Here is a 25,739-nt window from a genome sequence, read left to right on the forward strand (position 1 = left end):
AACGAATTCGACGGGCCCTGACGCATGTACCGACGGCAGAGGTTCACCGACGCTGAGGGCGCGTCAGTTCTTCTTCTCCGTGGGGCTGTCGCCCGGCTCGGCGTCCGCTGCCGCGGTGTCCCCGGCGGTGGGGCCGAGCGGCGCGGAGGGATCGAGCACACCGGGTGCCTCGGCCGGTTCGGCGGCCGCGGCGACGGCGATTCCGGTCTTGGCGCGGCGTCCGCGCTTCTCGATCCAGGTGGCAAGCGACGAGAGGAGCAGGCAGAGCCCGATGTAGATGGCGCCGAATACAGTGACCGTCTGGACGAACGGGTAAACGCCGTTGACCGGGGTGTTGTTGGCGATGAGCCGGGCCGAATGGAGCAGCTCGGGGTAGAGGACCATGAACCCGAGCGAGGTGTCCTTCAGCGTGACCACCAGCTGGCTGATGATGGTCGGCAGCATCGACCGGACCGCCTGCGGGAAGAGCACCGTGGTCATGACCTGGGTCTTGCGCAGGCCCAGGGCGTAGGCGGCCTCCATCTGCCCCTTGGGCACCGCGTTGATGCCTGCACGGAGGACCTCGGCCTGGACACATCCGTTGTAGATGGTCAGGCCGATCACCAATGCCCAGAACGGGGTCATGTCGCCGAGCAGGCCGACCCAGAGGGCGAAGATGGTGATGAGCAGCGGGATGGACCGGAAGAGGTCGATGAAGGCGACCGCGATCCAGCGCACGGGCTTGTGCTCGGAGAGTCGTGCCACGCAGAGCACCACGGCGAACGCCAGGGAAAATACGCCGGCGAAGGCGAACACCTTCAACGTGGCGACAAGGGCGTCCAGAATATTCTGCTGGATTCCGGTGTAGTTGAAGATGTCCCACAAACCGGCTTCGAACTCGCCCTTGTCGTTCAGGCGCAGAACGATCCAGGCAAGGCCGCCCAGAAGGGCCGCAGTGCCGATGATGCTGTAGATGATGTTCCGGACACGCGCCTTGGGGCCGGGGGCGTCGAAGAGGACGTTGGCACTCATCGGGCGACCTCCAGGCGGTGCTCCAACAGCCGGAAGACTCCGCTGATGGCGTACGTGATGACCAGGTACCCGAGGGTGATCCAGACGAAGATCACCGCGATGTCGTAACCGTCATTGCTCAGCGTCTTGGAGACGTTGAAGAGATCGACGTTGTCGAAGGCGCCCGCGATCGCGGTGTTCTTCGTCAGGGCGATGAAAATGCTGGAGAGCGGCGGCACCACCGTGCGCGTGGCTTGGGGCAGGACGACGAGCCGCATCGTCTGGGTGAAAGTGAGGCCGATCGCGCGGGCCGCCTCGGCCTGCCCGAGCGGCACGGTGTTGATGCCCGAGCGGACCGCCTCGGCCACGAACGCGGAGGTGTAGAAGCCGCAGGCGAGTGTGGCGAGAAGGAACGAATCCAGGTCGGGGAAGAGCACCTTGGGGACAATGAAGAACGCCACAAGGAAAAGCAGAGTCAGCGGGGTGTTCCGCAGCAGCGTTACCCAGAGAGTTCCGAATATTCGCAGCGGCGGTACGGGGGATACCCGGAACCCGGCGATGATGACCCCGGCCACCACAGCCACGAGCGCGCTGGATGCGGTCAGCTTCAGAGTCCCCAAAAACCCTTCGCGGAAAAGCGACAGGTTGTCGAGCAGTACGTCCATGAATTCTCCGCGAGGTCTTTCGCGACGGGTCGCAGGTGATCGCGACGGGCCCCGGCCGTCAGGCTCGGGGGCGGTGGCAGGGTTTCGCGACGGGTCCGGCAGCGATGCGCGCAGCGAACGTCCCGCTCCGTACCGCAGGCGAGTGCGGACGGAGCGGGGCGTGCCGGATTACTTCGGGTCGGTGAAGGCCGGCGGGTCCTTGTAGTCGGAGCCGGACTTGCCGAGGGTGGCCTCGTAGGCCTTCTTGTAGTCGCCGTTCTCCTGGTGGGCCTTGATGGCGTCCGCGACGGCCGTCTGCAGGGCCGCGTCGCCCTTCTTGAGGCCGACACCGTAGGGCTCGTCCGAGAACGGCTTGCCGACGACCTTGAGCTTGCCCTCGTTCTGCGCCGCGTAGCCCATCAGGATCGCGTCGTCCGTGGTGACGGCGTCGATCTGGTTGTTCAGGAGCTGGGCGACGCACTCCGAGTACTTGGAGAGCTCGGTGACCTTGGCGCCGTACTCCGGCTTCTTGATGTTCTGCAGCGGCGTGGAGCCGACGATGGAACAGACCTTCTTGCCGCGGACGGTCTCCGGGCCCTTGACGTCCTTCTCGTCCTTGCGGACCAGGAGCGAGGCGCCGGCGTGGAAGTACGGTCCCGCGAAGTCGATCTGCTTCTTGCGCTCGGGGTTGATCGTGTACGTGCCGATCATCAGGTCGACGTCGCCCTTGGAGACCGCGGTCTCACGCGCGCCGGAGTCGACCGTCTTCCACTCGATCTGCTTCGTCGAGAAGCCGAGGTCGGCCGCGATCATCTTGGCGATCTCGATGTCGAACCCGGAGTACTCCTTGGTCGACTGGTCCTGGAAGCCCAGGTACGGCTGGTCGGCCTTTGCACCGATGACGATTTTCCCGCGCTTCTTGGCGGCCTTGAAGACGGCAGAGTCGACCGCCGCGTCCTTCTTGACCTCGTAGCTGAGGGCCTTGGAACCGGAGGTGTTCGGGCCCTCGGGCTTGTCGCCGGCGGAGCCCTCCTTGCCGCCGCAGGCCGTGGCGGCGAGCGAGAGCGCGGCGATCGCCGCGGCTGCGGCGGCGGACTTACGGAGCTTCATGGTGAACATCCTTTGTTTCGACTGGCGTTGAGACGACGTAGGAGCCTCAGTGTTTAAGGATCTTCGACAGGAAGTCCTTGGCCCGGTCGCTGCGCGGGTTGCTGAAGAACTGGTCCGGCACGGCCTCTTCGACGATGCGGCCGTCCGCCATGAAGACGACGCGGTTGGCCGCGGATCGTGCGAAGCCCATCTCGTGGGTGACCACGACCATGGTCATGCCGTCGCGTGCGAGCTGCTGCATGACTTCCAGGACCTCGTTGATCATCTCCGGGTCGAGCGCCGACGTGGGCTCGTCGAAGAGCATCACCTTGGGGTCCATCGCCAACGCGCGTGCGATCGCGACGCGTTGCTGCTGGCCGCCGGAGAGCTGCGCGGGGTACTTGTCGGCCTGCGAGGCGACACCCACGCGGTCCAGGAGGCCGCGTGCCTTTGTCTCTGCTTCCGCCTTGGACGTCTTGCGCACCTTGGTCTGGCCCAGCATCACGTTCTCGAGCACGGTCTTGTGCGCGAAAAGGTTGAAGGACTGGAAGACCATGCCCACGTCCGCACGGAGACGGGCGAGCGCCTTGCCCTCCTGGGGCAGCGGCTTGCCGTCGATCGAGATGTCTCCCGACTCGACGGTCTCCAGGCGGTTGATGGCGCGGCACAGTGTCGACTTGCCCGAGCCGGAGGGGCCGATCACGACGACGACCTCACCGCGCTTGATGGTCAGGTCGATGTCCTGGAGGACGTGCAGAGCGCCGAAGTGCTTGTTGACGTTCTTCAGCACGACCAGGTCGTCCGCCCCGGGCGGTATGGCGTCCTTGGTCACCGATACTTCGGTCACGGCTTGTTGCTCCATCCTCCTCGGTTGGGAGGACAGTAATAACCCGGTGCGACCAGCGTCATTACATCTGAGGGGAAATTGAGCATAACGATCCGGCCGCAACCGGACACTCCGTGTGAAGGGGACGCAGTCGCGCGTACCGGCTGCATAACGGAACGTGTCCGTGACCCGAACCCTCTTGACGCGGTCCTTATGTATCGGCGTGGATGCCTTGGTGCCTGTGCACGCGCGCGTACCGGCCATCGGCTAGCGCGAACGGAACGACCGATGAACCGGAGGGGGCCCGCATGAGACTGCTCCTCGTCGAGGACGACGATCACGTGGCGGCCGCTCTGTCCGCGGTCCTGGCCAGGCACGGCTTCGACGTCGTGCACGCACGCAGCGGCGAGGAAGCCCTTCAGGCCCTGCTGCCCGGCAAAACGGCACCCTTCGGAGTCGTGCTCCTCGATCTGGGGCTGCCCGACCAGGACGGCTACGAGGTGTGCGGAAAGATCCGCAAGCGCGGCTCGATCCCCGTGATCATGGTGACGGCGCGTGCCGACGTGCGCTCGCGGATCCACGGCCTGAACCTCGGAGCCGACGACTACGTAGTGAAGCCGTACGACACCGGGGAGCTCATCGCCCGTATCCACGCGGTCATCCGGCGGCCCCCGTCCGGCGCCGCCGCGGGCCCAGCGGACAGTGAACTGCGCCTCGGTTCCGTACGCATCGAACTGCCCACCCGCCAGGTCAGCGTGGACGGAACGACGGTCCAGCTGACCCGCAAGGAGTTCGACCTGCTCGCGCTCCTCGCGCAGCGGCCCGGTGTGGTGTTCCGCCGGGAGCAGATCATCAGCGAGGTGTGGCGCACCAGCTGGGAGGGAACGGGGCGCACCCTTGAGGTGCACGTCGCTTCCCTGCGCTCCAAGTTGCACATGCCGGCCCTGATCGAGACCGTACGGGGCGTCGGCTACCGGCTCGTCGCCCCGGCCGTGTAGCCAGTAGCGAGGACAGGTGCGCTCTCGCCTTCTCCCGCTGCTCATCGTCCTCATGGCGGGTGTGCTGCTCGCGCTCGGCTTCCCGCTCGCGGTGAGCGTGGCCGCGGCACAGCAGCAGAAGGTGGTCGTCGACCGGATCGACGACACGGCGCGGTTCGCGGCACTCGCGCAGTTCGTCACGAAACGTCCCACCGGCTCGCGCCTTCGGGACAAGGACGAACGACGCGAGACCCTCCAGACCGAACTCGACTACTACCACGAGATATACGGGATCAAGGCGGGCGTCTTCTTCAGGGACCGTGAGCCCATGGCTCACGCGCCCGGGAGCTGGTTCCTGCCTCCCAGGGGCGCCGAGGTGCGGGAGGCCTTCGAGGAGGCCCTCAGGTCCCGTGGAAGCCACGATCCGCAGCAGGTGTGGCCCTGGCAGCACGGGCGGCTCGTCGTCGCCTCTCCGGTGATCAGGGACGGTGACGTCATCGCGGTCGTCGTCACCGAATCACCTACGGGGCGCATGCGTTCCAAGACGCTGCAGGGGTGGCTGCTCATCGCCGCCGGTGAATCGGCGGCCATGCTGCTCGCCGTCGGTGCGGCGCTGCGCCTCACCGGCTGGGTGCTGCGCCCGGTGCGGGTCCTGGACGCGACGACGCACGACATCGCGACCGGGCGCCTGAAGTCGAGGGTGGCGGCTGCGGGCGGACCACCGGAACTCCGGCGCCTGGCCGCGTCGTTCAACGAGATGGCCGACAACGTCGAGGACGTCCTCGAGCAGCAGCGGGCCTTCGTCGCCGACGCCTCGCACCAACTGCGCAACCCGCTCGCCGCCCTGCTGCTCCGCATCGAGCTGCTCGCCCTCGAGCTGCCCGACGGGAACGAGGAGATCGCCTCCGTCCGCACCGAGGGCAAACGCCTCGCTCAGGTCCTCGACGACCTTCTGGGGCTCGCGCTCGCTGAGCACACGGCGGCCGACCTGCGGCTCACCGACATCGGCGAACTCGCGGCCGAACGGGTCGGTGCCTGGCGGCCGCTCGCCGAGGAGCGCGGGGTGCGGCTGACCGGCACCTGCCCGGCCACGACCGGCTGGGCCGATCCGATCGCACTGTCCAGCGCCCTGGACGCGGTGATCGACAACGCCCTCAAGTTCACGCCCGAGGGCGAGGAGGTGCGGGTGGCGGTCTCTTGGAGCGGTCAGCTGACGACCGTGGTGGTCACAGACGGCGGCCCCGGTCTCACGGAGGACGAACTCGGCCGCATCGGCGACCGCTTCTGGCGCAGCAACCGCCACCAGAACGTGCAGGGCTCGGGCCTCGGCCTGTCCATCTCGCGGGCCCTGCTCACTGCGGGCGGCGGTTCCATCACGTACGAGCCGCATGAGCCGCACGGGCTGCGGGTAACTGTAGGCGTCCCGCGCGGCGAGCCCGTCCCCGCGCGCTGACACGGCCTGACGGCTGCTGATACGGCCTGACGGCTAAGGCTTGACCGACTGGTAGTAGCGGCGTGCGCCCTCGTGCAGGGCGAGAGGGTCCGTGTACAGCGCCGTGCGCAGGTCCACCAGCTGGGCCGCGTGCACCTTCGCGCCGATGTGGTCACGGCTGTCGATCAGGGTCCGGGTCAGCCCCTCGGTCAGCTCCGGATCCGCCCGGTCGGTGGTGACCAGGAGGTTTGCCACTGCCAGGGTCGGGACGGCGTCGTTCTGCTGGGCTGCGGGATAGGCGTCGGCGGGCATCACGGCCGCCCGGTAGTAGCGGGAGGCTCCACCCTGTTTGTGCAGGGCGTCCACAAGGGTGCCGAGCTCCACGAGACGGATGTCGAACTTCTCGGAGAGCTCCCGCACCGTCGTGGTCGGCAGCCCGCCCGACCAGAAGAAGGCGTCGATGTCGCCCGTCTCGAGAAGATCCGGGGCCTTGTCGATGCCCGCGTCCACCGACGTGAGGTCCTTGTCGATGTCGAGTCCGGCGGCCTTGAGCACCCGGCCCGCTATCAGCCGCACACCCGACCGCGGCTGGCCCACGGCCACCTTCTTGCCCTTCAGGTCCCGCGCTTTCCCGATGTCCGAGGAGCGCCGTACGACGAGCTGGACGTAGTCGTCGTACAGCCGTGCGCATCCCCGCAGGCGGTCCGAGCCCGCACGTCCCTCCAGGCGGTATTTCTCGACGGCGTCGGCGGCGGCGATGGTGAAATCGGCCTTCCCTTTGGCCACCCGCTCGACGTTCTGCTGCGAGCCCTCACTGTTGAGCAGCTCCACGTCCACCTTGGGCATGTCATGGGAGACCGCGGTGCGCAAGAGCTTTCCGTACCGCTCGTACACCGCGTTCTTCACGCCCGTACTGAACGTCATCCGGCCCGTCGGGGAGTCGTCGCCCGCCGGGACGAGCCACCACATCAAGAGCCCGAAGACCACAAGGGCGGCCGCGGCACCCTGGAGTGCGCGGCGCCTGCTGACGTGGGGGAGTGCCTTGAGCATGCGCGCGATCCTGCCAGGCCGCTCGCCAAGATGGCCAGGGCCGAGCTCCCGGCGGGGACACTTCCCCGACCGCCTACCCTTGTCACATGAGCAGCGGCGACCGGGGACAGGCAGTGGGCGTTAAAGGAACGTACGAGGTACGCACCTACGGGTGCCAGATGAACGTCCACGATTCGGAGCGCCTCTCCGGTCTCCTTGAGGGCGCCGGCTACGAACGAGCGCCCGAGGGCTCGGACGGCGACGCCGACGTGGTCGTCTTCAACACCTGCGCCGTGCGGGAGAACGCCGACAACAAGCTGTACGGCAACCTCGGCCGCCTGGCGCCGATGAAGACCAAGCGGCCCGGCATGCAGATCGCCGTCGGCGGCTGCCTGGCCCAGAAGGACCGCGACACCATCGTGAAGAAGGCGCCCTGGGTGGACGTCGTCTTCGGGACGCACAACATCGGCAAGCTGCCGGTGCTCCTGGAGCGTGCCCGCGTCCAGGAAGAGGCGCAGGTGGAGATCGCCGAGTCCCTCGAAGCGTTCCCCTCGACGCTGCCCACGCGCCGCGAGAGCGCGTACGCGGCGTGGGTCTCCATCTCCGTGGGCTGCAACAACACCTGCACGTTCTGCATCGTGCCCGCCCTGCGCGGCAAGGAGAAGGACCGCAGGACCGGCGACATCCTCGCCGAGATCGAGGCGCTCGTCGCGGAGGGCGTCTCCGAGATCACGCTGCTCGGCCAGAACGTGAACGCGTACGGCTCGGACATCGGTGACCGCGAGGCCTTCAGCAAGCTCCTGCGGGCCTGCGGGAAGATCGAGGGCCTGGAGCGCGTGCGCTTCACGTCCCCGCACCCGCGCGACTTCACGGACGACGTGATCGCCGCCATGGCCGAGACCCCGAACGTGATGCCGCAGCTGCACATGCCGCTCCAGTCCGGCTCGGACCCGATCCTGAAGGCGATGCGCCGCTCGTACCGCCAGGACCGCTTCCTCGGCATCATCGAGAAGGTCCGCGCCGCCATGCCCGACGCGGCGATCTCCACCGACATCATCGTCGGCTTCCCCGGAGAGACCGAAGAGGACTTCGAGCAGACGATGCACGCGGTCCGCGAGGCCCGCTTCGCCAGCGCCTTCACCTTCCAGTACTCCAAGCGCCCCGGTACGCCCGCGGCGACCATGGAGGGGCAGATCCCCAAGGAGGTCGTGCAGGAGCGCTACATGCGTCTTTCCGCCCTCCAGGAGGAGATCTCCTGGGAGGAGAACAAGAAGCAGGTCGGCAGGACCCTGGAGCTGATGGTCGCCGAGGGCGAGGGCCGCAAGGACGGCGCCACCCACCGCCTCTCCGGGCGCGCCCCCGACAGCCGCCTGGTCCACTTCACCAAGCCGGACACCGACGTCCGCCCCGGAGACGTCGTCACGGTCGAGATCACCTACGCGGCGCCGCACCACCTGCTCGCCGAGGGCCCCGTCCTGAACGTGCGCCGCACGCGCGCGGGTGACGCCTGGGAGAAGCGCAACGCCGAGGAGGCGGCCAAGCCCGCCGGCGTGATGCTGGGCCTGCCCAAGGTGGGCGCCCCCGAGCCGCTTCCGGTGGCCGCGGGCAGTGGTTGCGGCTGCGACTGACCGGGCCGAGCGGCGGGGGACGGGGGAGAGGCTGATGGCGCGCTGGGCGCTGATGATGGAGAACCCTCCGGGGCCGGGGGCGTGGCATCTTTTCGAGCTGATGGCCACGGTGGACGGCACGCACGAGGAAGCGGTGGAGCGGTTCGCGGAGTTCGTCCGCCTGTACCGCCCCAAGCACCCGCGCTATCCCGTACGGATGCGGCGCTACCGCACGGCCGACGGGTGGATGGTGATCGGCGACGGCTCGTCCGGCGGCTCTTTCCCGTACCGCTTCTCGATCTCCGAGCTGGAGTGGGACTCGGGCCCGATCTCCTACTAGCGCGCGGGCGCGCGTTACGCTGCGGATCATGCTTGTCGCCGCAGCCGTCTGCCCCTGCCCGCCCCTGCTCGTCCCCCGGGTCGCCGCAGGCGCTGCCCCCGAACTGGACGCCGCACGCGCCGCGTGCACGGACGCCATCGGGGTGCTCGCCGCCTCTCGGCCCGACCGGCTCGTCGTGGTCGGCCCCGCCGAGCAGAGCGGGCGTGGCCCGCATCCGCAGGGCGCCTGTGGGTCCTTCCGCGGGTTCGGCGTCGACCTCGACGTGCGGCTCGGGCGTCGTGACGACGAGGCAACGGACGGCTCCCCGGCCGACGCCGCGGCGGAGCGCGGACTTCCGTCTTCGCTGGCCGTCGCCGCCTGGCTGCTCGACCGTACGGAGTGGTCGGCGGCCCCGCTGGAAGGGCTCGGGGTGGGGGAACCTCTGGCGGCCGAGCGGTGTATTGAAGTGGGAGGGGAAATCGCGGCGCGGGGCGACCGGGTGGCCTTGCTGGTGATGGGCGACGCCAGCGCGTGCCGCACGCTGAAGGCGCCGGGGTATCTCGACGAACGGGCGGCCGGGTTCGACGCGGAGGTGGCCCGTGCGCTGGGGGCGGCGGACGTCGGGGCACTCAAGGCGCTGGACGCGGAGCTGGCGTACGAACTGCAGGCGGCGGGCCGGGCGCCGTGGCAGGTACTCGCGGGTGCGGCCGAGGGCGCGGGCCTGAGCGGCGAGCTGCTCTACGAGGACGCTCCTTACGGCGTCGGGTACCTGGTCGCTGCCTGGTCGTAGCGGTCTGGCAGCCGGGCCCACCAGGGTGTGCCGGCTGACGGACTGCTGACGGACTCATGACAACGGCCGGGCGCATGGTCACGGCTGCGCACGCGGCCGATGCGGAGCACGGTCGTGCACGCTGCTGGGGGCGGGCCGCGGCGACGGCCGCAGAGCTGGTGGCGCTCCACGGCCGTCCGCCGGTGTCGTTCAGTGACCCGGTCGGCTGGCTCAGCCGGTGCTCCGGTGCCGGGCAGGCGCCGGTGAGCCGACGAGTGATCCAGCCGGTGGTTCAGGGAGCCGGAGGGCGCGTGGGAGGGGCGGCGCCGCCGCCTTTGTCCTTGCCCTCGGGCGTCCCGGCGAGGCGGTCCACGGCGTCCTTCGCCTTGCCCGTCCCGGTCTGGATCTTGTCGCTGTACTTGCCCTTGGTCTTGCCGTCGACCACCTTGGCGGCCTTGTCGAGACCTTGGTCGATCTTGTCCCCGTGCTGCTGCGCGAGGCCCGCGACCTTGTCCTTCGCCGGGGCGAGCTTGTCTTTCAGGCTTTGCAGGAAGCCCATCGGTTACCTTCCCTCGCTGGGAGAGTCACTTGCGGGCGCCCTCGTCGGCCTCGTCGTTGTCGGCGGCCTTCTCGGCGGACTGCTGCTTGGGGATGTCCACGTTCTCCGCGGCAGCCTCTTCGGAGCTCTCCGTCTTGTCCTCGGTCTTGCCCTCGGTCTCGGCGTCGCCGTCGGCCTTCGCGTCGGCCTTGGTCTCGTCCTCGGCGGCGGCCTCGACCTTGGCCTCTTCCTTGCCGGTCTCGGGCTCGGGCGCCTCCCCGTCCGCTTCCGGCTCGGCCGTCAGGGTCCCGGCTGCCGCTTCGGTTGTTGACGCCTCTTCCGTGTCCTTGGACTTCCTACGGAACCGTGCAAAAACGCCCATATCTACTCCATACGGTACTCGTGTGGGCGAAATCCCGCGCCGCCCGGTGCGCCCTGTTGCGCCTCCCGGGTCGCCGGTCCTCAAAACCGGCGGCCGGAACCTCGCAACAGGCAACGACCCCGGACGTGTGACGTCACGTAGCTCGTTCGGGAAGTGGTCGCGGGGTTTGCGAGACTGGGGCGGTGAGTAGAGCAGCTCCCGCACCGCGGGTCATCGCCGTCGTCGGGCCGACCGCGGCCGGAAAGTCCGATCTGGGCGTTTTCCTTGCCCAGCGTCTCGGCGGCGAAGTCGTCAACGCCGACTCCATGCAGCTCTACAGAGGGATGGATATCGGAACCGCCAAGCTGACGCTCGAAGAGCGTGACGGAGTGCCTCACCACCTCCTCGACATCTGGGACGTCACGGAGGCGGCGAGCGTCGCCGAGTACCAGAAGCTGGCGCGAGCCGAGATCGACCGCCTCCTCGCCGACGGGCGCTGGCCGATCCTGGTGGGCGGCTCCGGGCTCTACGTCAGGGGCGCCGTCGACCAGCTGGAATTCCCGGGCACGGACCCCGCGGTCCGGGCCCGCCTGGAGGAAGAGCTCGAGCTCCAGGGCTCCGGCGCGCTCCATGCCCGCCTGGCCGCCGTCGACCCCGGAGCGGCCCGGGCCATCCTGCCCAGCAACGGCCGCCGGATCGTCCGCGCCCTCGAGGTCATCGAGATCACCGGCAAGCCCTTCACCGCCAACCTCCCCGGACACGACTCCGTCTACGACACCGTCCAGATCGGTGTCGACGTCGGCCGCCCCGAACTCGACGAACGCATCGCCACGCGCGTGGACCGCATGTGGGACGCGGGCCTCGTCGACGAGGTGCGTGCCCTGGAGTCGGTGGGGCTGCGTGCGGGGCGCACGGCGTCGCGTGCGCTCGGATACCAGCAGGTGCTCGCGGCGCTCGCGGGGGAGTGCACCGACGGCGAGGCGCGCGCGGAGACGGTGCGCGCGACCAAGCGCTTCGCACGTCGTCAGGACTCGTGGTTCCGCCGCGATCCCCGCGTGCACTGGCTCAGTGGTGCCATGGCCGACCGAGGGGAACTCCCAGGACGGGCAATGGCGTTGGTCGAACGAGCGGTCACAGCCTGATCACGTGATGGCATCGGGACGCTCCGGCGGTCATCCCGGCCCCCGGCGCCGTGCCATCATCGACCATCGATCGACCAGTGGAGTCCGAAGTGGGAGGGCGGATGGCGATGGAGGCCGGCCCTCGTGACACCGCACATGGCGGCGGCGAGCTGACTCCGGACGGCCCTGACGGGGCGCCGGACGGCGTGACCGACGACGGTCCCGGCGCGGACCAGATGGCCGTGGCCGAGGTCGAGGTCGAACTGCGCCCGCAGCGCCGTCTGCGCATCTGGCAGCTCGCGCCGATCGTCGTCCTCGCCGCGGCGGGTTCGCTGATGTTCGCCTTCCCGCTGGCCTTCGAGTTCGGTGACGGCGGCGCCGTCGTCGCGATGCTCGGACTCCTGATCAGCTGCTGCGCCGCGGGCTGGGGCATGATGGCCGCGCGCCGCGTGGGGCACACCTGGCCGGGGCTTCCCGAGCGGGGCTCCGGAAGGCGTCCGGACTGGCGGATCGTCTCCGCGTACGCCCTGGTGTTCCTGGCCGTGGCCGTTCTCGCCGTGTGGCGCGTCGCCCGCCTTCGCTGACGGCGTCGTACCAGGTCAGGGCCCTGACGGGTACCGTACGGACCGAGTGTCGTAGCCACCCCGTACGATCGAGGAATGAGCACGCCGATCGCCTTCCTCAAGGGGCACGGGACCGAGAACGACTTCGTGATCGTCCCGGACCCCGACAACGCCGTCGAGCTGCCCCCGGCCGCCGTGGCCGCCCTGTGCGACCGCCGCGCGGGCATCGGTGGCGACGGCCTGCTGCATGTCGTGCGTTCCGCCGCACACCCCGAGGCGCGCCATCTGGCCGCCGAGGCCGAGTGGTTCATGGACTACCGCAACGGCGACGGCTCGATCGCCGAGATGTGCGGCAACGGCGTGCGCGTCTTCGCCCGTTATTTGCAGCACGCCGGACTGGTGGGCGAGGGTGATCTGGCCGTCGCGACCCGTGGCGGCGTGAAGACCGTGCACATCGCCAAGGCCGCGGCCGGCGGGGACGTCACCGTCGGCATGGGCAAGGCCTTCTTCCCCGAAGGCCAGGACGTCACCGTCTCCGTGGCCGACCGCCACTGGCCGGCCCGCAACGTGAACATGGGCAACCCGCACGCGGTCGCCTTCGTGGACGACCTGGCCCACGCGGGCACCCTGTACGACCCGCCGCCATTCAGCCCCGCCTCGGCCTACCCGGACGGCGTGAACGTCGAGTTCGTCGTCGACCGTGGTCCTCGTCACATCGCCATGCGCGTGCACGAGCGCGGAGCCGGCGAGACCCGCTCGTGCGGCACGGGCGCGTGCGCCGTCGCCGTCGCGGCGGCCCGCAGGGACGGGGCGGACCCTGCGGCGACCGGTTCGCCGGTCACCTACACCGTCGATCTGCCTGGTGGGCGCCTGGTGATCACCGAGCGCCCCGACGGCGAGATCGAGATGACGGGTCCCGCGGTGATCGTCGCCGAAGGCGAGATCGACGCGGAATGGCTCGAAACTGTAAACCCGTGAACTGTCGCTCGAATGGGTGATCCGTTTCACGCTCGGCGAGAGGCGGTCAGCGGCGCGTGATGGGCTCGGTAGCATCAAGCACCGGCCCGGACGGAGCACGCCGTCGTCCGCTCACCGCCGGTCGGAGCAGCCGGAGGTGCCCATGAGTGCGGAGGCTACAAACCCTGCGATGTCTGGCCCAGCGACGCCCGCAGGGCAGCGCAGGCGCGGTCGTCCGCGGCTTGACCTGCGCAGGCTCGGCCGGGCGGCCCTCATGGGGCCCGCCACCCGGGACCGGTTGCCGGACGCGATCGGCCATGTGGCGGAAGCCCACCGAGCCCACTATCCGGACGCGGATCTGGAGCCGTTGCGGCGCGCGTGGGTCCTTGCGGAGTCCTCCCACCGCGGCCAGATGCGCAAGAGTGGTGAGCCGTACATCACACATCCGCTCGCGGTGACGCTGATCCTCGCGCAACTGGGCGCCGAGACCACGACCTTGACCGCGTCGCTGCTCCACGACACCGTCGAGGACACGGACGTGACCCTCGACCAGGTGCGCAAGGAATTCGGCGACGACGTCTGTTATCTCGTCGACGGCGTCACGAAACTGGAGAAGGTCGACTACGGAGCGGCCGCCGAGCCGGAGACCTTCCGCAAGATGCTCGTGGCCACCGGCAACGACGTACGCGTCATGTCGATCAAGCTGGCCGACCGCCTGCACAACATGCGCACGCTCGGCGTCATGCGCCCCGAGAAACAGGCGCGGATCGCCAAGGTGACGCGGGACGTGCTCATTCCGCTCGCCGAACGCCTCGGCGTACAGGCGCTCAAGACCGAGCTTGAGGACCTCGTCTTCGCCATCCTCCACCCGGAGGAGTACTCCCGGGTCCAGGAGCTGATCGCGGCCAACGCGGTGGGTGGCGGCGACCCCCTGGAAGGGACGGCCGACGACGTCCGGACGGTGCTGCGCGAGGCGGACATCGCGGCCGAAGTCCTCATCAGGCCACGGCACTTCGTCTCGGTCCACCGGGTGCACCGCAAACGCGGCGAGATGCGCGCGGCGGACTTCGGGCGGATCCTGGTCCTGGTGAACGAGGACGCGGACTGTTACGGCGTGCTCGGTGAACTGCACACATGCTTCACGCCGGTGGTCTCGGAGTTCAAGGACTTCATCGCCGTACCGAAGTTCAACCTCTACCAGTCGCTGCACACGGCAGTGGCCCGCCCGGACGGAGAGGTCGCCGAAGTCCTCATCCGTACGCACCAGATGCACAAGGTGGCCGAGGCCGGGGTCGTCGCTCTGCGCAATCCCTACGCTCCTCCTACGGAGGAGCAGTCCGATTCCGGTTCCGACGCCCCTTCGGACGATGCCGTCGAGGGCGAGCGCGCCGACCCGACCCGGCCCGGCTGGCTCTCCCGGCTGCTCGACTGGCAGGAAGCGGCCCCCGACCCGGACACGTTCTGGTCCACCCTGCGCGAAGACCTCGCCCAGGACCGCGAGATCGCCGTCTTCCGCCCCGACGGCGGCACGCTCGGGCTGCCCGCCGGCGCGAGCTGCGTGGACGCCGCCTACGCCCAGTACGGCGAGGACGCCCACGCCTGCATCGGTGCACGTGTCAACGGCCGCCTGGCGACGCTCAGCACGGTCCTGCGGGACGGCGACACGGTCCAGCTCCTCATGGGTCAGGACGCGGCGTCGGGACCCTCCCGCGAGTGGCTCGACCACGCGCGCACCCCCGGCGCACGTATCGCCATCCGGCGCTGGCTCACGACCCACCCCACGCCCGCATCGGCCCCTTCGGCGTCGACCCCGGAGAAGCCCGTGCCCCCGCCGCAGGCCTCCGACTTCCCGCGCCCCGCCGCGGCGAACGCCGTAGTGGACAGGGAGGGCGCGAGCGTACGCCTCGCGGGCTGTTGTACGCCCGTGCCGCCCGACGACGTGACCGCCTTCGCCGTGCGCGGCGGCGTCGTCACCGTGCACCGCGTCGAGTGCCCCGCGGTCGCCCGCATGAAGGAAGTGGGGCGCGCCGAGGTCGGAGTGCACTGGGGGGACAGCGCGGAGTGCCGGGTCACGCTGATCGCCGAATCGTTCGGGCGGGCGCATCTGATGGCCGACCTCACCGAGGCCATCGCCATGGAGGGCGTCGAGGTCATGTCGGCGACCGTCGAGCCGCCGAGCCAGCAGCGCGTGCGCCACACGTACACGCTGCAACTGCCGGACGCGGACCATCTTCCGGGGCTGATGCGCGCGATGCGTGCGGTGCCCGGGGTGTACGACGTCAGCCGTGCGCAGCACCCGGCGTCGGCGACTTCCTAGCAGCGCGTCGCGGGGCGCCAGGACGTCGCGGCAGCCGCCTACTGGCGACTCGTTCGAGTGGCCCGGCGCGCGTTGACACCGGCGCGGTAGGTCCGCGCTGATAGCGGTAGTTCATGCTGCTCACCCCCCGGGTCAGGGCCTCGCGGCCGAAGACCCTTCGCATCGCGACCGCGCTCCTGGCCGCGGTCACCTCCGCCACCCTCCTCGCCGCGACCGCACCGGCACCGGTCAAACCGCTCGGCATCGGCGACCGGCTCTTCCCGCACCTGGGCAACCCCGGCTACGACGTCATGTCGTACGACATCGCCTTCACCTACCGCGGCTCCAACAAGAAGCCGCTGGACGCCACGACGGTGATCGACGCCCGCGCCACTGCTCCGCTGGAGCGGATCAACCTCGACTTCGCGCACGGCAAGGTCCGCTCCGTGGAGGTCAACGGCGCCGCCGCCCGCTTCGAATCCACCGGTGAGGACCTGGTCGTCACGCCGTCGAGGCCGCTGAACCAGGGCGAGGGGATGCGGATCACCGTCCGGCACACCAGCGATCCCCGGCCCACGAAGGACCAGGACGGCGGTTGGGTGCCCACCGACGACGGGCTCGCCATGGCCAATCAGGCCGACGCCGGGCACCGCGTGTTCCCGTCCAACGACCACCCCGCCGACAAGGCGATGTTCACGTTCCGCGTCACCACTCCGAAGGGGCTCACCGCCGTCGCCAACGGCCTGCCCGTCGCCACGGAGCGCTCCGGGGCGAACACGACCCGGGTCTTCCGCACCCACCACCCCATGGCGACGGAACTGGCGCAGGTCTCCATCGGCCGCTCCACCGTGGTGCAGCGCTCCGGGCCGCACGGCCTCCCCGTACGCGACGTGGTGCCCACCAAGGACCGCAAGGCGATGGAGCGCTGGCTGAAGAAGACGCCGGGCCAGATCGGCTGGATGGAGGAGAAGGTCGGCCGCTACCCCTTCGAGGCGTACGGCGTCCTGATGGCGCAGGCCCGGACCGGCTTCGAACTCGAGACGCAGACCCTCTCCCTCTTCGAGAGCGACCTGTTCAAGCGGCCCGAGTTCCCCGAGTGGTACGTGGACTCGATCATGGTGCATGAGCTGGCGCACCAGTGGTTCGGCGACAGCGTGAGCCCTGCGACCTGGTCCGATCTCTGGCTCAACGAAGGGCACGCCACCTGGTACGAGGCGCTCTTCGCCGAGGAGAAGGCGGACAAGCCCCTCCAGAGGAGGATGCGCGAGGCCTACCGCCTTTCGGACAACTGGCGCGCCGCGGGCGGACCGCCGGCCGCCCCGAAGGGGCCCGCGCCGGGGCAGAAGATCAGCATCTTCCGGCCGGTCGTGTACGACGGCAGCGCGCTGGTGCTCTACGCGCTGCGGCAGGAGATCGGGCAGCCGGACTTCGAGCGCCTGGAGCGGCTCTGGGTGCGGACCCACCGGGACGGGAACGCGACGACCGCGGACTTCGTGCAGCTCGCCTCGTCGGTCTCCGGCCGTGATCTGGGCGGATTCTTCGACGCCTGGCTGTACGGCGCGAAGACACCGGCGATGCCGGGCCACCCGGACTGGCGTAAGGCGGCTCCCGCCGGGAAATAACCGGGGAATAACCCACGTGACGAGACGGGCCGTTCCGTGCAACCATCTTCAGGTCGGCGCCGCTGCGGGTCCGGGAAAACCCTTCGGGGGTATCTCAGGGCCTGTGCCGGCCGGTCCGGGGAATCACGGGGCGGCCCCGAGCGTTGACCACCATGAAGAATCCCATCGACGTAAGGATCCAATGACCTCCTCTTCTTCCCCTTCCCAGGACGCGCAGAGCTTCGCGCAGAACTACCCCGAAGGTCTTCGGGCCGATGCCCTGATGGAAGAGGACGTCGCCTGGAGCCACGAGATCGACGGAGAGCGGGACGGCGAGCAGTTCGACCGCTCCGAGCGCGCGGCTCTGCGCCGCGTCGCCGGCCTCTCCACCGAGCTCGAGGACGTCACCGAAGTCGAGTACCGCCAGCTCCGTCTGGAGCGAGTGGTCCTCGTCGGGGTGTGGACCTCGGGCACAGTGCAGGACGCGGAGAACTCCGTCGCCGAGCTGGCCGCCCTCGCCGAGACGGCGGGCGCGCTCGTGCTCGACGGCGTCATCCAGCGCCGCGACAAGCCCGACCCGGCCACGTACATCGGATCCGGCAAGGCCCAGGAGCTGCGTGACATCGTCCTCGAGACCGGGGCCGACACCGTCGTGTGTGACGGTGAGCTGAGCCCTGGCCAGCTGATTCACCTCGAAGACGTCGTCAAGGTCAAGGTGGTCGACAGGACCGCCCTGATCCTCGACATCTTCGCCCAGCATGCCAAGTCCCGAGAGGGCAAGGCGCAGGTCGCCCTTGCCCAGATGCAGTACATGCTCCCGCGCCTCCGGGGCTGGGGTCAGTCGCTCTCCCGTCAGATGGGCGGCGGCGGATCCAGCGGTGGCGGCGGCATGGCCACGCGTGGTCCCGGTGAGACCAAGATCGAGACGGACCGCCGTCGGATCCGCGAGAAGATGGCGAAGATGCGCCGGGAAATCGCGGACATGAAGACGGGCCGCGAGATCAAGCGCCAGGAGCGCAAGCGCAACAAGGTGCCCTCGGTCGCGATCGCCGGTTACACGAACGCGGGCAAGTCCTCCCTGCTCAACCGCCTCACGGGCGCGGGTGTCCTGGTGGAGAACTCCCTGTTCGCCACCCTCGACCCGACCGTGCGCCGGGCCGAGACGCCGAGCGGCCGGATCTACACCCTGGCCGACACCGTCGGGTTCGTACGGCATCTGCCGCACCACCTCGTCGAGGCGTTCCGTTCCACGATGGAAGAGGTCGGCGAGTCCGACCTGATCCTGCACGTGGTGGACGGTTCGCACCCGGTGCCGGAGGAGCAGCTGGCCGCCGTGCGCGAGGTGATCCGCGATGTGGGCGCGACGAACGTGCCCGAGATCGTGATCGTCAACAAGGCGGACGCGGCCGATCCGCTGGTCCTCCAGCGGCTGTTGCGCAACGAGAAGCACGCGATCGCGGTCTCCGCGCGCACGGGCGCGGGCATCGAAGAGCTGCTGGCCCTGATCGACGCCGAACTGCCGCGGCCCGAGGTCGAGATCGAGGCGCTCGTGCCGTACACGCACGGCCAGCTCATCTCGCGGGCGCATGCCGAGGGCGAGGTGCTCTCCGAGGAGCACACCGCCGAGGGCACGCTGCTCAAGGCGAAGGTGCACGCGGAACTGGCGGCGGATTTCGCGCCGTACGTTCCGGTCGCGGGCTGACAGGCTCTGGCAGGCGCATCACGCATGGCGAAGGCCCGCCCCCTCTCGTAGGGGGCGGGCCTTCGCCGCGTCATGCGCGAGGTGCGGCGGTTGCCCGCCGTACGGCTACTGGGAGCCGTACTTCTTGCTCATCATGTCGTAGACCTGCTCGGCGCCCTTGCCCAGCTGCGGTCCTGCCAGCCAGGTGTTCTCGGCCGGGCCGATCGAGGTGTTCGAGACGAGCTGGGTCTTGCCGCCCACCATCCGGAACCAGCCGCCGCCGGACGAACCGCCGGTCATGGTGCAGCCGATGCGGTACATGGTCGGCTGGGCGGAGGTCAGCGAGAGACGGCCCGGCTTGTCGATGCACTTGTGCATGATCTGGCCGTCGTACGGGGGAGCGGCGGGGTAGCCCCAGGCGCCCATCGAGCTCACGCTCTGCGTCGCCGGAGCCGTGAAGTCGACGGCCAGCGCGTTGCCGACGGTCTCCTCGAGGGACTTGGAGCCCTGCTTCGGCTTCACGTGCATCACGGCGTAGTCGTACGGCGCACCGGCACCGCCCGAAGAGGCGCCCTGGTCGATCCACTCGGCGGAGGTCGAAACCCAGTCGGCCCAGTACTGGCCGTAGGGGGCGACTTCCTGCGGAGCGGCGTTGCTCAGCTCGGCCTCGGACTTGCCGAGGTCGTTGTAGGCCGGCACGAAGGTGATGTTGCGGTACCAGCCGCCCTCGGCGCCGGCGTGCACACAGTGGCCCGCCGTCCATACGAGGTTCGACTTGCCGGGGTTGCGCGGGTCCTTCACGACCGTGCCGGAGCAGACCATCGAGCCTGCGGGAGCGTCGAAGAAGATCTTGCCGACCGGGGCGGCGTTCTCGTGGTACGGCGTCTTCTCGCGCTTGGCCTGGACCGGCGACGGCTCGGGGTCGGTCGCGCCCTGGTCGGAAGGGGCGTCCTTCGCGGCGATCGTCTTCTTCGGGTCCTTGGCGTCCTTCATCCGCTCGGGCTTCCAGAGCCCCTCGATGACCGGGTTGACGAAGTCCTTGGCCTCGCGGAGCCAGCTCTCCTTCTCGAACTTCTTCCAGCCACCGTCCTTCCACTTGTCCGGGTCGATGCCGTGCTTCTTCAGCTTGTCGGCGAGGCCGCCGGGCAGCTTGGCGTCGGAACCGTTGTCGGAGCCGGTGTCGGAACCCTTGTCGGCGCCCTGCTCGGTGCCGGAATCGGCCTTGCCGCCGGCCTTGTCCTCGCTGGGACCGCAGGCGGTGGCGGTGAGTGCCAGAGTCGCGGCGAGCCCGGTGGCGGCGAGTGCGAGACGCTGCCCGCGACTGCGCGCGTAGGGCGCACGTATGGAACGCATGAAGCTGTAACCCCCGAATTGAACGTGTGATTGCTGCGGTTGCTGCTGTTGCCATGTACGTGTCATGTGCGGGCGCGGAGGCCGCGAGAGCTTCCCGCCGAACGCAACACCTCACTATGCCTGTGTGATTGGGGACGAATGACGACGGGGTCGTGAAGGTTTCAGGCGACCCCGCCGTCATGCATCAGGCATTTACCGGTCTCTTGCCGGTCTGCTCTCGGTTCGCTGCCGGTTCGCTATCGGTCGGCTACTGGTCGGCGAACTTCTTGCTGACCGCGCCGTAGATGCCCTTGGCCTCCTTGCCGAGGCGCGGGCCGGCGAGCCAGCCTGCCGTCACCGGGCCGATGGAGGTGTTGGACACCAGCGCGGGCTTGCCGTCCGAACCCTCGGCGACCCAGCCGCCGCCGGACGAACCACCGGTCATCGTGCAGCCGATGCGGTACATCGTCGGGTCGGGCTTGCTGATCGAGAGCCGGCCCGGCTTGTCGGCGCACTGGAACGCCTTCTGACCGTCGAACGGCGGAGCGGCCGGGTAGCCGGTCGCCGTCATGTCGGCGATCTGGGGCACGGCGGGGGCGTTGAAGTCGACCGGGAGCGCCGAACCGACCTGCTCCTCGAGGGACTTGCCCTCGCTGCCCTTTTCGGGCGTCACGTGGATGACCGCGAAGTCGTACGGCGCGCCGGTGCCGCCCGTCGGGCCGCCCTTCTCGATCCACTGGTCGGAGGTCTGTGCCCAGTCACCCCACCAGACACCGTGCGGAGCGACCTCTTCCTTGGGCGCGCTCTCCAGCTCGGCGGTCGACTTGCCGGTGTTGTTGTACGAGGGGACGAAAGCGATGTTGCGGTACCAGCCGCCCTTGGCGCCGGCGTGCACACAGTGGCCCGCGGTCCACACCATGTTGGACTTGCCGGGGTGCGCGGGGTCCTCGACGACGGTGGCGGAGCAGACCATCGAACCCTCGGGGCCGTCGAAGAACAGCTTGCCCGAGGCCGGGGCGCTGGCGTCGTACGGCGTCTTCAGGGCCGCCGCTTCCACCGGCTCGGGCGTCGGGTCGGTCACGCCCTGGTCACCGGAGATGTCGTTCTCCTCGACGCCGCGGTCGGGGTTCTTGTCCGCGTCCCGCATGCGGTCCGAGTCCCACAGGCCCTCGATGATCGGGTTGACGTAGTCACCGGCCTCGCGGAGCCAGTCGTCCTTGTCCCAGTTCTTCCAGGCCCCGTCCTTCCACTTGTCCATGTCGATGCCGTGCTCTTTGAGCCGGTCCTGGAGGTCCTGCGGAATCTTGACCTTGTCGTTGCCGTCGCTGTTGCTGTCGTCGGCGGGCTGCGACGCGGACGATTCGTCGCCCGCGTTGTCCTCGCTCGGGCCGCAGGCCGTCGCGGTCAGAACGAGTGCCGCACCGATGGCGACAGCGGCCGCCACAGGGGAGGTTCTGCCGCGCGCGCTCCTCCCACGACGAGCGGTATTGAGCGGGCGTATGGGTCGCATAGAGAGATTCCCCCTGGGCTTCGAGATCGTTCGCATGCCGGACACCGCTCGCCGAACGGTGCGTTGAGCACGTTAATTCCGTTGCGCTGCCCATCCTGTCGTCGGATGAACGGCACCTCACACTATGCCGGTGCCGTGAGGGACTGCCGACGGAACGGCAACGGTTCCGTCACGGCAAGGATCTTCCGATTACCCGTGTTCCTCCGCAGCCCCAGTCGTTGGTACGTACGGGGGGCTGGCGGCCTGTGTTCATCTCCCCTGCCAAGTCGTCGGCGCGCCGGTCCAGATCGAGCGCGAAGCGCCCACCCAGCGGGAGGACCAACAGTCGTGGCCGTGACCGAGCCGGCACCCGCGGCGGTTTCCGCGGCGCACTCCGCAGCACACGAGGGGATCCTGCGACGCCAGTCGGCGCGCGAGTCGGCGGCGCGCACCTATGCGCGCGCCCTGCCGATCGTGCCGGTACGCGCGCGCGGCCTGACGATCGAGGGCGCCGACGGCCGGCGCTACCTCGACTGCCTCTCGGGTGCGGGGACCCTGGCCCTCGGGCACAACCATCCGGTCGTGCTCGAGGCGATCAGAAAGGTCCTCGACTCGGGGGCACCGCTCCATGTCCTCGACCTGGCCACGCCGGTCAAGGACGCTTTCACCACCGAGTTGTTCCGCACGCTGCCCTGCGGACTCGCGGACCGCGCGCGGATCCAGTTCTGCGGACCCGCAGGCACGGACGCGGTGGAGGCGGCGCTCAAACTCGTGCGCACGGCGACCGGGCGCGACGGCATGCTCGCCTTCACCGGCGCCTACCACGGGATGACGGCAGGGGCGCTCGCAGCATCCGGGGGCGCTACCGACGTACGCGTCGCGCGATTGCCCTACCCGCAGGACTACCGCTGCCCCTTCGGCGTCGGCGGCGCGGACGGCGCCGAACTGGCGGCCCGCTGGACCGAAAGTCTCCTGGACGACACCAAATCGGGCGTGCCCCGGCCCGCCGGGATGATTCTTGAACCCGTGCAGGGCGAGGGCGGCGTGATCCCAGCCCCCGACGACTGGCTGCGCCGGATGCGGGCGATCACCGCCGCACGCTCGATCCCGCTCATCGCGGACGAGGTCCAGACCGGCGTCGGGCGCACCGGCGCCTTCTGGGCAGTCGAGCACAGCGGCGTCGTCCCGGACGTGATGGTGCTCTCCAAGGCCATCGGCGGCAGCCTGCCCCTGGCCGTCGTGATCTACCGCGATGACCTGGACGTCTGGCCGCCCGGCGCCCATGCGGGCACCTTCCGGGGCAACCAGCTCGCCATGGCGGCAGGCGCGGCCACCCTCGCGTACGTCCGGGAGAACGGCCTCGCGGAACGCGCCGGAGTCCTGGGCGCCCGCATGCTCACCCAGTTGCGCTCCCTGGCCGCCGAACATCCCTGTATCGGCGACGTCCGCGGCAGAGGCCTCATGATCGGCGTCGAACTCGTGGACCCGGCTGCCGCGGACCGCCACGGGCCCGGCGCCCGGCCGACGAGCCACGAACAGGTTCCGCCCGCCCGCGACCCGGGCGGTCCTGGCGCTCCCGGCGGTCCTGGCGGTATTTCGGGCCACCCCCTGCCTGCCGCCTCCGTCGGCATCCTCTCTTCGGGCCACTCCCCGCGACCGCTTCCCCCGGCACCCGAACTCGCTGCCGAGGTGCAGCGGGAATGCCTGCGCCGCGGACTCATCGTCGAGCTGGGAGGGCGGCACTCCAGTGTCGTACGCCTCCTTCCTCCTCTCACGATCACCGACGAGCAGGCGGCAGCGATCCTGGACCGCCTCTCCGACGCGATCTCCGCCGCGGCCCGCCCGCACCACGGATAGCCACGCCGGAACCGGGCCGTCCCGCGGACGGCCGAGAGACATCAGCAGAGCTCCAGCCCGTCGCCCCGGAGCCCGAACGACTGCACAAGGAAGCCCTCTTGAACGCCACTCCCGCATCCGACGGCCCACCCCACCTCCACGCCCCAAAGGCGTGCGGCAAGCAATCCGCGCTGGTGGCGGAGCCCGGTACGGTCCCCCGGCAGAAGGAAGGCCGGCAGACCGAGCGGCTGCGAGGCGCGACCGCCGATCTTCTGGAGCATCCGGATCCGCACACCGCCGCGCAGGTGGCAGCCATCGAGAACCTCCTGCGCTGCTGGGTACGCGAGAACAACTTCCCCGCCCCCGAGCAAGGCGCCCTGCGCATCCCGCTCTACGCCAGCGGCACCGCCCTCCTCGTCCCCGTCCTCTACTGGTCGGCCACCGGCTGGCACCGATTCGGCCTCCCGTACCTGGAAGACGGCCCTCAGAGCGCGCCCCCGGCGGACGCCGTCACCGTCGCCGCCCTCCTGGGACGTGAGACCGGCAGGCGGAACGAGGCCGCCGATCCGGACGGGTACGCGGAGGAGTGCGCAGAGGGGTCGGGGGAGCCCTGGGCGCAAGGTGAGCCCGGCGCACAGGAGGGGCAGGCAGGACAGGAGGAGCAGGAGGTTCAGGAGGAGCAGGAGGAGTACGGAGTGCCGACCGCGCCTGCGCCGGATGAGCCCGGTCGCACCGGCTTCGGCATCGGCACATACTCCGGCACCGGCTCCGGCATCGACGGTGAGCGGGTCGAGGGAGGGGACCTCGTCGGCCGCGTCGCCGACTCGGTGCGGCGCACCGCCACCTTCATCGCCGACCGCCGGAACAACCCCGTCGACGAGCCCGATCTCTTCCTTGCCGCCGAACAGTCCTTGGTACTCGGCCACCCCCTGCACCCCACCCCCAAGAGCCGCGAGGGGCTCTCCGACACCGAATCCCGGCTCTACTCACCGGAGTTGCGCGGGGCCTTCGCGCTGCACTGGCTCGCCGTCGATCCCTCGGTGCTCGCCGCGGACTCGGCCTGGACCGAGCGTGGCCGCACCCTCCCCGCCGAGCAGCTCACCGCCCGCCTCGCGGGCCCCGACCTGGCGCTGCCGGACGGCCGCGCCGCCCTGCCCCTGCACCCGTGGCAGATCCGCGAGCTCAGGCACCGCCCCGCGACCGCCGCGCTCCTGGAAGCCGGGCTCCTGACGGACCTCGGCCCCCACGGCGCACCGTGGTACCCGACCTCCTCCGTACGCACCCTCTACCGCTCGGGCGCCGCAGCCATGCTGAAGCTCTCGCTCGGCCTGCGCATCACCAACTCCCGTCGTGAGAATCTCCGCAAGGAACTCCACCGTGGCGTCGAGGTCCACCGGCTGCTGCGCAGCGGCCTCGCCGAGCAGTGGCAGGCGGTCCACCCGTGCTTCGACGTGATCCGTGATCCCGCCTGGCTCGCCGTGAACGGCCCCGACGGCGCGCCCGTCCCCGGACTCGACGTCATGATCCGGCACAACCCCTTCGGCCCCGGCGACGACGTCACCTGCATCGCAGGACTCGTCTCGCCCAGACCGTCAGCGCAGTCCACCGGCCACGACCACGCCCCGATGCTCTCCCGGCTCGGCGAGATCGTCACCCGCCTCGCCGGTCGGACGGGCCGCCCCCGGGGAGCCGCAGCCACGGAGTGGTTCCTGCGCTACCTGGAGAACGTCGTACGCCCCGTGCTCTGGCTGGACAGCGAGGCGGGTGTCGCCCTGGAGGCCCACCAGCAGAACACGCTCCTGCTGCTCGACCCCGACGGCTGGCCGGTGGGCGGCCGGTACCGCGACAATCAGGGCTACTACTACCGCGAGTCCCGGCGGGCCGAACTGGAACGACGGCTCCCCGGCATCGGCGAGCACAGCGACTCGTTCGTCTCCGATGAGGTGGCGGACGAGCGCTTCGCCTACTACCTCGGCATCAACAACGTGCTCGGCCTCATCGGAGCGCTCGGTGCCCAAAACCTGGCCGACGAGCGGCTGTTGCTCGCGGCGTTCCGCCGCTTTCTCGGCGATGTCGCCTCCGGTCCGGCTCCCCTGCGTACGCCTCTGCCCGCCCTGCTTCTCGAGTCGCCCAAGCTGCGATGCAAGGCCAACCTGCTGACCCGGCTTCGCGGGCTCGACGAGCTCGTGGGCCCGGTGGACACCCAGTCCGTCTATGTCTCCATCGCCAACCCCCTTCATTCCTGAGGAACATGACCCGCCTTTTCTGAGAGGAGCGACGCC

22 protein-coding genes are annotated in these 25,739 nt (G+C 69.7%); 13 read left to right on the top strand and 9 right to left on the bottom strand.

Going from position 1 to position 25,739, the window contains the following annotated elements:
* Nucleotides 1-63: 63 nt before the first annotated feature.
* The 4 genes from ACWFR3_RS08980 to ACWFR3_RS08995 form a co-directional block, all read right to left on the bottom strand.
* Entirely contained in the window at nt 64-1,011 is a 948-nt protein-coding gene (locus tag ACWFR3_RS08980; protein ID WP_453733893.1) for an amino acid ABC transporter permease, read from the bottom strand.
* Nucleotides 1,008-1,655 carry an amino acid ABC transporter permease gene (locus ACWFR3_RS08985; RefSeq protein WP_453733894.1) on the bottom strand — a complete coding sequence of 216 codons (648 nt, stop codon included), beginning with the start codon at nt 1,653-1,655 and terminating at the stop codon, nt 1,008-1,010. Before ACWFR3_RS08985 ends, ACWFR3_RS08980 begins: the two co-directional genes overlap by 4 nt.
* A 168-nt stretch (nt 1,656-1,823) precedes the next feature.
* A complete protein-coding gene (locus tag ACWFR3_RS08990) occupies nt 1,824-2,744 on the bottom strand; it encodes a glutamate ABC transporter substrate-binding protein (RefSeq protein ID WP_453733895.1) in 921 nt (306 codons plus the stop codon).
* Between the two features lie 46 nt (nt 2,745-2,790).
* Nucleotides 2,791-3,570 (bottom strand): amino acid ABC transporter ATP-binding protein, encoded by a 780-nt coding sequence (locus tag ACWFR3_RS08995; protein WP_365858116.1) that lies wholly within the window; start codon nt 3,568-3,570, stop codon nt 2,791-2,793.
* A gap of 287 nt (nt 3,571-3,857) precedes the next feature.
* Between ACWFR3_RS08995 and ACWFR3_RS09000 the strand changes: the two genes are divergently transcribed.
* Together ACWFR3_RS09000 and ACWFR3_RS09005 are read left to right on the top strand one after the other, a co-directional pair.
* Nucleotides 3,858-4,547, top strand: a complete 690-nt coding sequence (locus tag ACWFR3_RS09000; RefSeq protein WP_453733896.1) for a response regulator transcription factor — start codon at nt 3,858-3,860, stop codon at nt 4,545-4,547.
* Nucleotides 4,548-4,563: 16 nt separating this feature from the next.
* Nucleotides 4,564-5,979: an ATP-binding protein gene (locus tag ACWFR3_RS09005; protein ID WP_453733897.1), complete on the top strand. Its 1,416-nt coding sequence runs from the start codon at nt 4,564-4,566 to the stop codon at nt 5,977-5,979.
* A 33-nt stretch (nt 5,980-6,012) separates the two neighbouring features.
* On the opposite strand, the gene ACWFR3_RS09010 is transcribed toward ACWFR3_RS09005, so the two are convergent.
* A complete protein-coding gene (locus ACWFR3_RS09010) occupies nt 6,013-7,008 on the bottom strand; it encodes a TAXI family TRAP transporter solute-binding subunit (protein WP_453733898.1) in 996 nt (331 codons plus the stop codon).
* Nucleotides 7,009-7,094: 86 nt separating this feature from the next.
* Between ACWFR3_RS09010 and miaB the strand changes: the two genes are divergently transcribed.
* Genes miaB through ACWFR3_RS09025 form a run of 3 tightly spaced genes read left to right on the top strand, consistent with a single transcriptional unit; the run spans nt 7,095 to nt 9,703 of the window.
* Nucleotides 7,095-8,615, top strand: coding sequence for a tRNA (N6-isopentenyl adenosine(37)-C2)-methylthiotransferase MiaB (miaB, locus tag ACWFR3_RS09015; RefSeq protein ID WP_453733899.1), 1,521 nt, complete (start codon nt 7,095-7,097; stop codon nt 8,613-8,615).
* A 34-nt stretch (nt 8,616-8,649) separates the two neighbouring features.
* Complete coding sequence (locus tag ACWFR3_RS09020; RefSeq protein ID WP_160507594.1) at nt 8,650-8,934, top strand: hypothetical protein; 285 nt, start codon at nt 8,650-8,652, stop codon at nt 8,932-8,934.
* Between the two features lie 28 nt (nt 8,935-8,962).
* Nucleotides 8,963-9,703, top strand: a complete 741-nt coding sequence (locus ACWFR3_RS09025; protein ID WP_453733900.1) for a class III extradiol dioxygenase subunit B-like domain-containing protein — start codon at nt 8,963-8,965, stop codon at nt 9,701-9,703.
* A 271-nt stretch (nt 9,704-9,974) separates the two neighbouring features.
* Here ACWFR3_RS09025 and ACWFR3_RS09030 read toward each other — a convergent pair whose 3' ends face one another.
* Both ACWFR3_RS09030 and ACWFR3_RS09035 read right to left on the bottom strand, forming a co-directional pair.
* On the bottom strand, nt 9,975-10,241 hold the full coding sequence (locus tag ACWFR3_RS09030; protein WP_453733901.1) for an antitoxin: 267 nt from the start codon (nt 10,239-10,241) through the stop codon (nt 9,975-9,977).
* 25 nt (nt 10,242-10,266) lie between these two features.
* A complete protein-coding gene (locus tag ACWFR3_RS09035) occupies nt 10,267-10,602 on the bottom strand; it encodes a hypothetical protein (RefSeq protein WP_453733902.1) in 336 nt (111 codons plus the stop codon).
* Nucleotides 10,603-10,784: 182 nt separating this feature from the next.
* Here ACWFR3_RS09035 and miaA point away from each other — a divergent pair, with 182 nt between their 5' ends.
* The 6 genes from miaA (at nt 10,785) to hflX (ending at nt 18,821) form a co-directional block, all read left to right on the top strand.
* Complete coding sequence (miaA, locus tag ACWFR3_RS09040) at nt 10,785-11,723, top strand: tRNA (adenosine(37)-N6)-dimethylallyltransferase MiaA (protein ID WP_453733903.1); 939 nt, start codon at nt 10,785-10,787, stop codon at nt 11,721-11,723.
* A gap of 101 nt (nt 11,724-11,824) precedes the next feature.
* Complete coding sequence (locus ACWFR3_RS09045; RefSeq protein ID WP_453733904.1) at nt 11,825-12,286, top strand: hypothetical protein; 462 nt, start codon at nt 11,825-11,827, stop codon at nt 12,284-12,286.
* A gap of 75 nt (nt 12,287-12,361) precedes the next feature.
* Nucleotides 12,362-13,243 carry a diaminopimelate epimerase gene (dapF, locus tag ACWFR3_RS09050; RefSeq protein ID WP_453733905.1) on the top strand — a complete coding sequence of 294 codons (882 nt, stop codon included), beginning with the start codon at nt 12,362-12,364 and terminating at the stop codon, nt 13,241-13,243.
* Between the two features lie 142 nt (nt 13,244-13,385).
* Nucleotides 13,386-15,539 carry a RelA/SpoT family protein gene (locus ACWFR3_RS09055; protein ID WP_453733906.1) on the top strand — a complete coding sequence of 718 codons (2,154 nt, stop codon included), beginning with the start codon at nt 13,386-13,388 and terminating at the stop codon, nt 15,537-15,539.
* Nucleotides 15,540-15,652: 113 nt separating this feature from the next.
* The gene (locus ACWFR3_RS09060; protein WP_453733907.1) at nt 15,653-17,140 is read left to right on the top strand and encodes a M1 family metallopeptidase; all 1,488 of its coding nucleotides are present in this window, start codon (nt 15,653-15,655) and stop codon (nt 17,138-17,140) included.
* A gap of 181 nt (nt 17,141-17,321) precedes the next feature.
* A complete protein-coding gene (hflX, locus tag ACWFR3_RS09065; RefSeq protein ID WP_453733908.1) occupies nt 17,322-18,821 on the top strand; it encodes a GTPase HflX in 1,500 nt (499 codons plus the stop codon).
* Nucleotides 18,822-18,926: 105 nt separating this feature from the next.
* On the opposite strand, the gene ACWFR3_RS09070 is transcribed toward hflX, so the two are convergent.
* Together ACWFR3_RS09070 and ACWFR3_RS09075 are read right to left on the bottom strand one after the other, a co-directional pair.
* The gene (locus tag ACWFR3_RS09070; protein ID WP_453733909.1) at nt 18,927-20,153 is read right to left on the bottom strand and encodes a trypsin-like serine peptidase; all 1,227 of its coding nucleotides are present in this window, start codon (nt 20,151-20,153) and stop codon (nt 18,927-18,929) included.
* A gap of 247 nt (nt 20,154-20,400) precedes the next feature.
* Nucleotides 20,401-21,642: a trypsin-like serine peptidase gene (locus ACWFR3_RS09075; RefSeq protein ID WP_453733910.1), complete on the bottom strand. Its 1,242-nt coding sequence runs from the start codon at nt 21,640-21,642 to the stop codon at nt 20,401-20,403.
* A gap of 327 nt (nt 21,643-21,969) precedes the next feature.
* Here ACWFR3_RS09075 and ACWFR3_RS09080 point away from each other — a divergent pair, with 327 nt between their 5' ends.
* Together ACWFR3_RS09080 and ACWFR3_RS09085 are read left to right on the top strand one after the other, a co-directional pair.
* Nucleotides 21,970-23,478: a diaminobutyrate--2-oxoglutarate transaminase family protein gene (locus ACWFR3_RS09080; protein ID WP_453733911.1), complete on the top strand. Its 1,509-nt coding sequence runs from the start codon at nt 21,970-21,972 to the stop codon at nt 23,476-23,478.
* Between the two features lie 98 nt (nt 23,479-23,576).
* Nucleotides 23,577-25,703, top strand: a complete 2,127-nt coding sequence (locus ACWFR3_RS09085; RefSeq protein ID WP_453733912.1) for an IucA/IucC family protein — start codon at nt 23,577-23,579, stop codon at nt 25,701-25,703.
* The last annotated feature ends 36 nt before the right edge of the window (nt 25,704-25,739 follow it).

The sequence above is a fragment of the Streptomyces sp. NPDC055189 genome (assembly GCF_053606765.1).